Origin of the sequence: Lyngbya sp. CCY1209, assembly GCF_035615495.1 — a bacterium.
Classification (GTDB): Bacteria; Cyanobacteriota; Cyanobacteriia; order Cyanobacteriales; family Microcoleaceae; genus Limnospira.
Map to the genome: position 1 here is coordinate 44,054 of NZ_JAJENU010000379.1, position 9,454 is coordinate 53,507.

A 9,454-nucleotide genomic window follows, 5' to 3' on the forward strand; every position below is an offset into this window, starting at 1 on the left:
CCTGTCAACCCCTTTTTTGGGGCCTTTTTTGGGGGAGTGGGGGGCGAGTCCGATCATGTTTCATTTTTCATTGTCCATTTTTGCCGAGTCCTGGGGGAAAACCGGATCTCGATCGCGGTTTTGCCACCCGATCCAGAAGCTGCCCGCGATCGCGGCAATTAATAAGCCAATGATCAACAGAATCCAGGCTAACTTTTGCGATCGCCTTCTGCGGGTCGCCTTTCCGGCCAAAGTCGCCGAATCCTCCTCCATCAGGGCCCGGGAAGCGGCCGTGAATTCCGACTCCAAAGGTTGCGGTTTCTGGGGAGGTTCCGGAGGTTCGACGAGGACCAATTTCTGAGGAGAAACGCCGAAGTAATTGAGCACGACGGAAATATTGTCGTGGCCGTTGTGGAGGTTGGCGATTTCGACGAGATCTCGGACCGCCGATTCCAAAGATTTTTCCCCCCGCAGCACCGCCGGGGCGTAATCCGCCCAGGTTTTTTCCACCCACCCGTTATCGCTGAGTCCGTCGGAACACAGCAGCAGCAGCCCGTCCGACTCGACGATCAGCCGCTTCACCGCCGGTTTCAGGAATTCCGCCTCCCGGGTCCCCAAAGCCTGGGTGAGGGCGCCGGCATCCCGCCGCTGTTTGGCGTCCCAGTACAACGCGCGGCCCGTGCGGACTTCCCGAGTCGCCACGTCGTCGTCCACCGTCAACAACTCGCAGGATTCCGAAGTGATCCAGTAGGCGCGGCTGTCGCCGATGTTGACGATATAGAGTTCGTGGGCGTTGTTGAAATCCGATCGCCCCTCGATTTGCACCCGCTGGCACAGTTGCAGGGCCATGACCAGGGTCGTCCCCATCCGCTGTTTGGACGATCGCCCCTGTTCGTCATTTTGGGCGGCGATGACGTTGTTGACCACCCGGGTAATTTCCTGGAGTTGGTGGGCGACCAGGTGCGGTGGCTGGGGGGTCTGCTGTTCCCCGATTTCCAACATCAAACTGTGAATCAGGGGTTTGATGGACTGGACCGCGAGTTGGCTGGCGACCTCGCCCCCCTCGTGCCCCGCCACCCCGTCGCAGACCAGACTCAAATGGGGGATCAGCTTGTCGTTGGGGTAAATCTCCTGCTGTTTGAGATCCGCCGCCGTGGGATAGCAGCAGTCCTCGTTGTGCGATCGCATCCGCCCCACGTCCGTCTGTCCCGCCGTGGCCAGGTGCAGGGGAAGCCTCGCCGCGGAGTGCAATAGAATTTCGTTGAGGTGGTCGGCGATCGCACCCGGGCCGGAACCCTCCGGACTTTGCCGCAGCCGCTGTAGGATATCTTGCAGGGGCGATCGCAAATTTTCGTGGGCCGTCTCCACAAACGCCGACCAGGACTCCGCCAGGTCCGGCAGGGTGGGCTGGATCTTGCCCCGGTGCAACTCCCGCAACCGCAGCCGCCACCCGTCTACCCGCAGGTTGTCTTTGATCAGCAAACTGTAAGCCGCCCCCTGTTCCGAGAGGGGGTCCCACAACGACCACATCTGCCACAGCCAGTAGACCTGCCGCACCGCCGTCGCCTGGGGCCAGGATTCCACCAGGGAGGGGTGCAGGTTCCCCTTGTCGTTCACCGGGACGTTATCGAGAAGTAAAATATCCGCCGTTTCCGGGGATGTCGCCCGGGTGTAGATGCCGTAGAGGTTGGGGAGGTGGAGTTTGTGGGGGTACAGGTAGAGATAGTTGCCGATCGCGTCCGAGAGGCGATCGGGCAGCACCGGCGGCACGGCGGGTTTGGTTTCCAGCCAAATTTGCGGCGCCGTGACGTAGTAGCGGTTGCCGACGATTTGCCCCGGTTTCATCTCCCGAGCCGCCGAACCGACCGCCCACAGGTAGCGGTAGGTGAGGGGCGTCTCGCAGGTGACGCAGCGGGACTGTCCCAAGGCATTGCGGGGTTGGGGACAGGCGGGGTTGGTGCAGTAAATCGGCGGTGGCGAGGAACTGCTGATTTGGAAGAGTTTATCTAAAGACACTTTGAAGATCTATTGCCGGGGACACTCAATACAAAATCTCAAATATAAAATGATTGTAGCTCCTGTCGATCGCACCCTAGGTGTCAGCAATAACAAATTGCCATCGACTCATACCTTAAATTTCCGCAACGCTATCATTAAACCCATGTTTGTCAATCCTACCCTTTTTTGGTTGCTGGCCGGGGTACTCCTCTGTCTGATGGAGTTGTTTTTGCCCACGGCATTTATCGAATTCATGATGGGTCTGAGTGCCTTAGCCGTGGCGGGGATCTCCCTGCTGGTGCCTAATGTGGGCGTTCAGGTCGTCCTGTGGATGATTTTATCGCTGGTGTTTGCCTTGGGGGTTCGTCGCCTGTTGCCTTCCCGCCGGGTGTCCGTCCTGGAAGCGGCGACGGAGGCTGAAAGTTTGACGGAAATTTTGCCGGGACAGACGGGGCGGGTGCTGTGCGAGGGCGTGTCCTGGCGGGCTCGGTGCGAGGGGGAATTTGCGATCGCCCCCCAACAAAGAGTGCTCGTGGTGAGTCGGGAGGGTAACACCCTGATCGTCGTCCCCGAAAAGTTAATTCATTCCTAAATTGTCGGTGCATTCGGCGAAATGGGGGACTCTTGAGGTGTAGGTTCTCTCGATCTCGGCGGTGCGATCGATCATCGGTCAAACATAATTGTATAGGAGATACAAAATGGGACAGCTCTTGTTCTTCATTCTTTTGATCTTCGGCGGGTCTGCCGCCGTGGGTTCGGTCAAAATTATCAATCAGGGGGATAAAGCTCTGGTGGAAACCCTGGGAAAATATAACGGCCGCACCCTCGAACCCGGTTTAAATTGGGTCGTTCCCTTTTTCGATCGCGTCGCCTACCGCCAGACTGTCCGGGAACAGGTGCTCGACATCCCCCCCCAACAGTGTATCACCCGCGATAACGTCTCCATCAGCGTCGATGCGGTGGTCTACTGGCGGATCATGGACTTGGAAAAAGCCTGCTACAAAGTCAATAATTTGCAGGCGGCGATGGAAAACTTGGTCCGCACCCAAATTCGCTCGGAAATGGGCAAGCTGGAGCTCGACCAGACCTTTACTGCCCGCACCGAAGTCAACGAATTATTATTGCGGGAACTCGACATCGCCACGGACCCCTGGGGGGTGAAGGTGACGCGGGTGGAACTGCGGGATATCTGCCCCGCCAAGGCGGTGATGGATGCGATGGAATTGCAGATGTCGGCGGAACGGCAAAAACGGGCGGCGATCTTATCTTCGGAAGGGGAACGGGAGTCCGCGATCAACTCCGCCCGGGGTCGCGCCGAAGCGGAAGTGCTCGCGGCGCAAGCCCACCAAAAAGCACTGGTGCTGCGGGCTCAGGCGGAACGGGAGGCTCAGGTCCTCAAAGCCCACGCCACGGCGGAAGCCTTGCAAATTCTCGCCAAGATCCTCAAAGCTGACCCCGAGGCGAAGGAAGTCCTGCAATACCTGCTGGCGCAGCATTACATAGACATGGGGACGACCATCGGCAACAGCGACAGCAGCAAGGTGATGTTTATGGACCCCCGGACGATTCCGGCGACGTTGGAGGGGATGCGATCGCTGATCTCGGACGGCGATCGGTAAGCTGTCGGGGGGAAGAATTGATAATTGATAATTGAATTGTCCTTTGATCGATTCTCTAACCCCCCACGCTTTCCCCCAATTTTTGGTTGTTTAGGGTGTTGCCCCCGCCATTCCCAAGCGGTCTTGATATCCAACCCGTTGTTTTTTAGCCTTCAACCGGATTTAATATAATTAGAGTCGGATTTCTCCTGGTCCTCTGTGTCTGGAGTGGTAAAATTTTCTGAATGTTATAAAAAAAGCCCGTAGTCGGATACAATCGGGGGAGAAAACGGGAGCACTCTCGAACTGCCCCGACAAACGTTATCGAAAAATTTGATAGTTTGACATGACGATGAATTCCGAATCTTGTATTTTTCTGGCCGGCGCCAGTCGGGGTGTGGGGCGTGAAATTGCCAACTGTTTGGCGGACGCGCAGATGAAGGTGAGAGCCTTGCTGCGATCGCCCGACACCCGCCCGGAGTTGGAGGCGATCGGCCTGGAAGTGGTGATGGGAGATGCCCTGGACGCGACGGCGACGGAACGGGCATTCCTGGACGGGACACCGCCGGTGCGGGCGGCGATCAGCACCATCGGCGGCTTGCCGAAGGACGGGCAGCGGGCGGATTATTTGGGCAACCGAAATTTGATCGATGCGGCGGTGAAAGCGAAGGTGGAGAAGTTTATTTTAATTTCCTCTATCGGCAGCGGAAATAGCGCGATCGCCCTCCCCCCCCAGGCGATGGAAACCCTGAAATCGGTGTTGATAGAAAAGGAAAAAGCCGAGCAACATTTGCTCGAGAGCGGACTCACCTACGTCATCATCCGTCCGGGGGGTTTGAAGTCCGAACCCGCCACGAAAAACGGCGTGTTGACGGAAGATTGTCGGGTGGCGGGAACCATCCACCGCCCCGATGTGGCGCTGCTGGCCTGCGCCTGTCTGATGTCCGACAAAGCGGATAATAAAATCCTCTCGGCGGTCGATCGCCAGATGGCTTACGGTCAGACGGATTTTGAAGTGTTAGATATCGCTTAAATTACACTCCCTCCAACTCCTCCGGGAGTTGGGGGGGGAAACTGTCAATTCATGGGATTTGGGAATGGTTTCGGGAACAGTTGCGATCGCTTTTTCGCCCTCAATGCACAAAATTTGGTTTTTGTCAACCCCCCGTCCCCGGCTCCCCGTCTCACCGCCCAAAATTGGTGCATCGTAGTTTTCCAATTTTCCCGAAATTTTCGGAAATTTTACGGAGGAATCGGGGTTGTAGCCTCCATTTTGACGGCTGGACACAAGAACCCCTTGGGAGCTATTTCCCCTAGTCTACCAGAACCCCCATAAACTCGTCAACTTTTTGACAGCAATTTTCGATAAAAAATCAGAATTCCCTGACAAAATTTAAAAAAACAAAATTATTTTCTCGAATCGATTAGCTTGACTTAAGTTTTGGTGTCCCCCGTCGCGAACGGTTCCGGTTTCGGTTTTCCATCCCCCTTCGCAGCGATTGCAACCGCCAGAACAGTTGAAATATCGGCAAACTTCTGCTGAAAGCTGAAAGCTGAAAGCTGAAGCTCTGTACCATCAGACCAGCCGAACTTCCTCTACAATTTCATCCCGGATCGGATCGTCGTGACTGAGGGGGAGGCGAATCCAAAACGTCGTCCCCGCCGCCGGGTTGGACTCGAATCCGATCGCGCCGCCGTGGGCTTCGACAATGGATTTTGCGATCGCCGTTCCCAGGCCAGTTCCCCCCTGTTTTCCGTAGGTGACAAAGGCATCAAATAGGTGGTCTTGAATCATCTCCGGAATTCCGGGTCCGTCATCTTGAATGGAAATTTCACACCAGTTATCGCGAATTTGAGCCGTGATAGTGACGTGTCCCTCGCGGTCTTCCAAAGCCTCGATCGCATTGCCGACCAAATTTTGCAGCACCCGCAGGATCTTGTTACTGTCAGCTCGAATATAAATCTCTTCTCGGATGTCAATTTTCCATTCAATTCCGCAGGATTGAAAATAGACGCGATTCAGGTTTTCAAACCGTTCGAGCATCTCGCGGACATCCACCCGGCGGCGGCTGAGGGTGGTGCTTCCCCGGCTGAACTCCAACACCTCTTCCGCCATCCCCAGCATCCGCTGAATTTGCATCGAAATTAAATCGCACCATTCTTGGGTTTCCTCGTCCGGGTGCAGTTCCCGAATCATGGAGCTCGAAAGCTGAATGCCGGTGAACGGACTGCGAAAATCGTGCAAAATCGTGTTCACCATTTCCCCGAGCAGTTCCATTTTTTGCTTGCGAACCATTTGTTTGACGTATTGGGTCGTCGTGACCCGCAGTTGCCGGGTAATGTAGCTAAATAGTTGCAAAACCACCTCTCCCCGGGCATCTCGGAGGATGGTCATCAGGTGATCCCGGGAAACTTTTGCGAGGGTTGCCCCTCCTTTTGCGATCGCCCGGGCACTGCGGGGCTGTCCGTCCAACACCCCGAATTCCCCGAAAAAACTGTTAGGTTCGGCGACGGTGACGACCTGGTAGCGATCGCCTTCCGCCCGTTTGCTGAATTCAACCCGTCCCTTGAGGACCAAATACAAATAGTCGGGAATTTCGCCTTCTTCAAAAATCAGGTCTCCGTCCGGATGGTCTTCGACGAGGGCCAACTGACAGAGTTTTTGGGCTTGTTCGGGTTCAAAATAACCGATAAACCGATGGGATTCTAAATCCATGATCCAGTACCGGGGGGTGCGTTGAGGGAGTCGAGAGGTCGTTTCTATGCAATAATTTTAGAACAATTTATCCCCCCCGAGTCAATTTTTTATTTTGGACGGGGAGGGGAAGCGATCGCCCCCCTTCTCAATCCGGCCGTCCGCCGGCTCTCAAACGGCTCGGACCATCGATTTGCGATCGAAATATGACTTGACAACAGTCCAAACATCGGAGACGAATGGAACCGAGGAAATCGGGTTTAACCCGGCGATCGCATCACCTTCGGTATCGAGGGGCGGCCCGGGATGCCGCCCCCATTGTCGGAGCAAAAGAAAATTTAACTTTCCCTTCAAGTCTCCCGATAAAAAATCGTCGATTCGTAGTCCTTTAAATCGAATAAATATTCCAAATTGAGAGTGCCGATCGCGGCGAACCCCTGGCGTTTGTGAAATTGTAAAGAGCGGTGGTTGGTGATGGGTCGGGTGACGACCAAAGCGGATAAAATAGAATCGGAAAATTGTCGATAAACGGAGGCGTAGAGGTGGCGGGCGATTCCTTTTCCCGTCCAACCCGGTTTGGTGGCGATCGCCTGAATGTAATGGTGGCGATGGTCGGAGAGGCGATCGCCGTAATCCGTCCCCGTCCAGCGAATGTTCCCCACGATCTCCGGCGAAATCTGCGGCCGGGCGATGGCGACAAATCCCACCAATTCTTCACTTTCGGGGGCGATCGCCACGAAAAAACGGGTCCCGTTCGCCATCTCCTCCCTGACCATCTCCTCGGTGCTTTCCGCCAGGAGAAATCCCCCGTCGAGATTGGGGATGTGGCGGCGAGATTGGGAGGTGTGGAGGGAGGCGATCGGATTGATATCGGATTCGACGGCTTCCCGGACATTAAAAATCGTCATGGCGGTCAGATGATGGATGGCTTGGAAGTGTGACAACAATTTGACGCTCGATCGTCCTTTTCTCGAAGAAGAATCCCCCCACCGGCCCTGACCAGCTCCGCCCGCTCGAAACAGGCGCTAAAATATAACGGGAGGGACGAGATCTCTGTCCGTTCCCGGGGAGCGGGCGGTCTGTTCGGGTTCCCACTCGAATGGGTGGCAGACGCACTGTTCGACCGGACGGAATTGCTTTAGAATACATGGAAAACCGGCAAGTTGAAATCCAACCCGACACAAGACAAGGTGATGGCGAATTCGATGCTTCGGGAAGTGTCCGGCAACCCGGATCGATCGGGTACAGTCTAGAACTAATATTAGTGTAAGAGCAGAGTAAACCGTGATGAATGCTTTGTGGCCGAGAATTTTGAAGTCCGCCTACCGGAGAGAGCCGATCGTCAGTTTCGTGGTGACGGTGGGGGCGGTTGACACCATGATTGGCGGTATCGGAGCCAGTTTGCCGCTGCTGAGTTTCGGTTTGGGAACCATCGGGGTGGCGTTTGCCCTGCGGTGGTGGCAAATTCAGCGATCGCACTCGGAACAGCAAGCCGAACCCGCCCCGGAATATTATCTGCCGCCCCATGCATCCCGCCCACCCCTGCCGCTGCTAACCCAGACCAAACGCCGGCGTCCTCCCTATTAACGGGTGTCGGGTGTCGGGTGTCGGGTGTCGGGTGTCGGGAACAAAGAGAAGAGACAGCAGACAACGGAGAAACGTCTCGTTTCTAACTCCCCACTCCTCACTCCTCCGGGAGAAATTCTGAACTCCCGCCATCATCGATGTTTTCGGATTGCCCATCAGAATTTGATAGCAATTGTCAACCGGGGGTTACAATCATGTCTGCGCGTCCTGCAACCGCTGACAAATCGCTCAAAATTGGAGAAGTTGCCGCCCGCAGCGGTTTGTCGGTGAAAACCATTCGCTACTACGACGAAATCGGGTTGTTGAGCCCCACCGTCGATCGCGCCAAGTCGAACTATCGACTCTTCAGCCCCGGCGTTTTGAACCGACTCTCATTTATCAAGCGAGCCCAGGGGTTGGGGTTGAGTTTGGCGGAAATTGGGGAAATTCTGGAGATCCGCGATCGCGGCAACCTTCCCTGTCACGAGGTAAAATCCCACTTAGAAGCGAAAGTGAGGGAAATTGACCGGCAAATTGCGGCTTTGGAAACCTTGAAAGGCGAACTACAAGTTCTACTCGATCGCTGGCAAGATCACCCCCCTCCCAGCCGCATCGCCCGCACCATCTGCCCGAACATTCAATCCGAAACCGATATTTGACAAAAAAAGAGGGAAGGATTTTGATGGTTCCTTCCCTTCGGTTGGTTGGTTTTTGTTTCGCTTTTGGTTTGGGATCGGGTCGTCGCCTTTGAGTTTGCGCCGCAACTGCTGTTCCCGTTTCTTGAGTTGTCGCGCCCGGGCTGCACCGCCTTTTCCTTTGACGTTTCGCCCCTGGCGGCGGGGGGATTCCCAGCGCTTGAGCTGTTGTGCCATGTCGGTTTAAATCGCCATATTTGTGGACTGATTTAATTATAATATCGGGGAATTGATTGTGTCAAGTCCGGGCAAAACATATCTGTTTTACTGGGAGTGTTCGATGCGATCGTCCGGTATCTGCATCGGTTCCATTTGGTGTTGCTGGTCCGGCATCTCGATACCGGGAGACAGGGGTTGGGGGGGATATTCACTTTTTGAGAAACGGAACGATCCCCCTAAATCCCCCTTAATAAGGGGGACTTTGAATTCAATTCTCCCCCCTTGCCAAGGGGGACTTTGAGTTCAATTCTCCCCCCTTGCCAAGGGGGGTTGGGGGGGATATTCACCTTTTTTTAGAAACGGAACGATCCCCCTAAATCCCCCTTAATAAGGGGGACTTTGAATTGAATTCTCCCCCCTTGGCAAGGGGGACTTTGAATTGGAAAGTGTACCTCATTGACTGGAAAATTGCTGTAAAACGGTCGCGATCGCCCCAATTGACGGGTTTTTGATGAACCCGTCGGAAATCATCCCAGAGTTTCTGTAACTCCCCTTCCGCCCGGGTTGACACGGGCACCCAATCCGCATCGAGGAAATAAAGTTTTTTAATTCTCACAATAGAAGACGATGTGATCAAAACCTTGAGTTTGCAGATACCGATGTCAAATTTTTCGATATCTTGCAATAATATAGCAGTGCGCGCTCGTCTGTTTACAGTTTCCTCAGAGGGACAAACCTTTAAACCCTGATGTCGAGGGAATTTC

At 54.8% G+C, this 9,454-nt stretch carries 8 protein-coding genes; 5 read left to right on the plus strand and 3 right to left on the minus strand.

Features of this window, described 5'->3' with window-relative positions; translation table 11 throughout:
• Positions 1–60: 60 nt before the first annotated feature.
• On the minus strand, positions 61–1,995 hold the full coding sequence (locus tag LKE08_RS10955) for a protein phosphatase 2C domain-containing protein (RefSeq protein ID WP_324704256.1): 1,935 nt from the start codon (positions 1,993–1,995) through the stop codon (positions 61–63).
• Between the two features lie 145 nt (positions 1,996–2,140).
• On the opposite strand from LKE08_RS10955, the gene LKE08_RS10960 reads away from it, so the two are divergent.
• From LKE08_RS10960 to LKE08_RS10970, 3 genes are all read left to right on the plus strand, one after another.
• Positions 2,141–2,569: an NfeD family protein gene (locus LKE08_RS10960; RefSeq protein WP_324704257.1), complete on the plus strand. Its 429-nt coding sequence runs from the start codon at positions 2,141–2,143 to the stop codon at positions 2,567–2,569.
• A gap of 106 nt (positions 2,570–2,675) precedes the next feature.
• Positions 2,676–3,596: an SPFH domain-containing protein gene (locus tag LKE08_RS10965; RefSeq protein ID WP_324704258.1), complete on the plus strand. Its 921-nt coding sequence runs from the start codon at positions 2,676–2,678 to the stop codon at positions 3,594–3,596.
• A 331-nt stretch (positions 3,597–3,927) separates the two neighbouring features.
• A complete protein-coding gene (locus LKE08_RS10970; RefSeq protein ID WP_324704259.1) occupies positions 3,928–4,608 on the plus strand; it encodes an SDR family oxidoreductase in 681 nt (226 codons plus the stop codon).
• Positions 4,609–5,151: 543 nt separating this feature from the next.
• On the opposite strand, the gene LKE08_RS10975 is transcribed toward LKE08_RS10970, so the two are convergent.
• Together LKE08_RS10975 and LKE08_RS10980 are read right to left on the minus strand one after the other, a co-directional pair.
• The gene (locus LKE08_RS10975; protein ID WP_324704260.1) at positions 5,152–6,291 is read right to left on the minus strand and encodes an ATP-binding protein; all 1,140 of its coding nucleotides are present in this window, start codon (positions 6,289–6,291) and stop codon (positions 5,152–5,154) included.
• Between the two features lie 329 nt (positions 6,292–6,620).
• The gene (locus tag LKE08_RS10980) at positions 6,621–7,214 is read right to left on the minus strand and encodes a GNAT family N-acetyltransferase (protein ID WP_324704261.1); all 594 of its coding nucleotides are present in this window, start codon (positions 7,212–7,214) and stop codon (positions 6,621–6,623) included.
• A gap of 343 nt (positions 7,215–7,557) precedes the next feature.
• On the opposite strand from LKE08_RS10980, the gene LKE08_RS10985 reads away from it, so the two are divergent.
• Positions 7,558–7,857: a hypothetical protein gene (locus LKE08_RS10985; protein ID WP_324704262.1), complete on the plus strand. Its 300-nt coding sequence runs from the start codon at positions 7,558–7,560 to the stop codon at positions 7,855–7,857.
• 194 nt (positions 7,858–8,051) lie between these two features.
• Complete coding sequence (locus tag LKE08_RS10990) at positions 8,052–8,495, plus strand: heavy metal-responsive transcriptional regulator (protein ID WP_324704263.1); 444 nt, start codon at positions 8,052–8,054, stop codon at positions 8,493–8,495.
• The last annotated feature ends 959 nt before the right edge of the window (positions 8,496–9,454 follow it).

Bases quoted from the DNA above. Each gene is read 5' to 3' on its own strand.
- LKE08_RS10970 (WP_324704259.1), top strand. From the start codon at position 3,928: ATGAATTCCGAATCTTGTATTTTTCTGGCCGGCGCCAGTCGGGGTGTG.
- LKE08_RS10990 (WP_324704263.1), top strand. From the start codon at position 8,052: ATGTCTGCGCGTCCTGCAACCGCTGACAAATCGCTCAAAATTGGAGAA.
- LKE08_RS10965 (WP_324704258.1), top strand. From the start codon at position 2,676: ATGGGACAGCTCTTGTTCTTCATTCTTTTGATCTTCGGCGGGTCTGCC.
- LKE08_RS10975 (WP_324704260.1), bottom strand. From the start codon at position 6,291: ATGGATTTAGAATCCCATCGGTTTATCGGTTATTTTGAACCCGAACAA.
- LKE08_RS10960 (WP_324704257.1), top strand. From the start codon at position 2,141: ATGTTTGTCAATCCTACCCTTTTTTGGTTGCTGGCCGGGGTACTCCTC.
- LKE08_RS10985 (WP_324704262.1), top strand. From the start codon at position 7,558: ATGAATGCTTTGTGGCCGAGAATTTTGAAGTCCGCCTACCGGAGAGAG.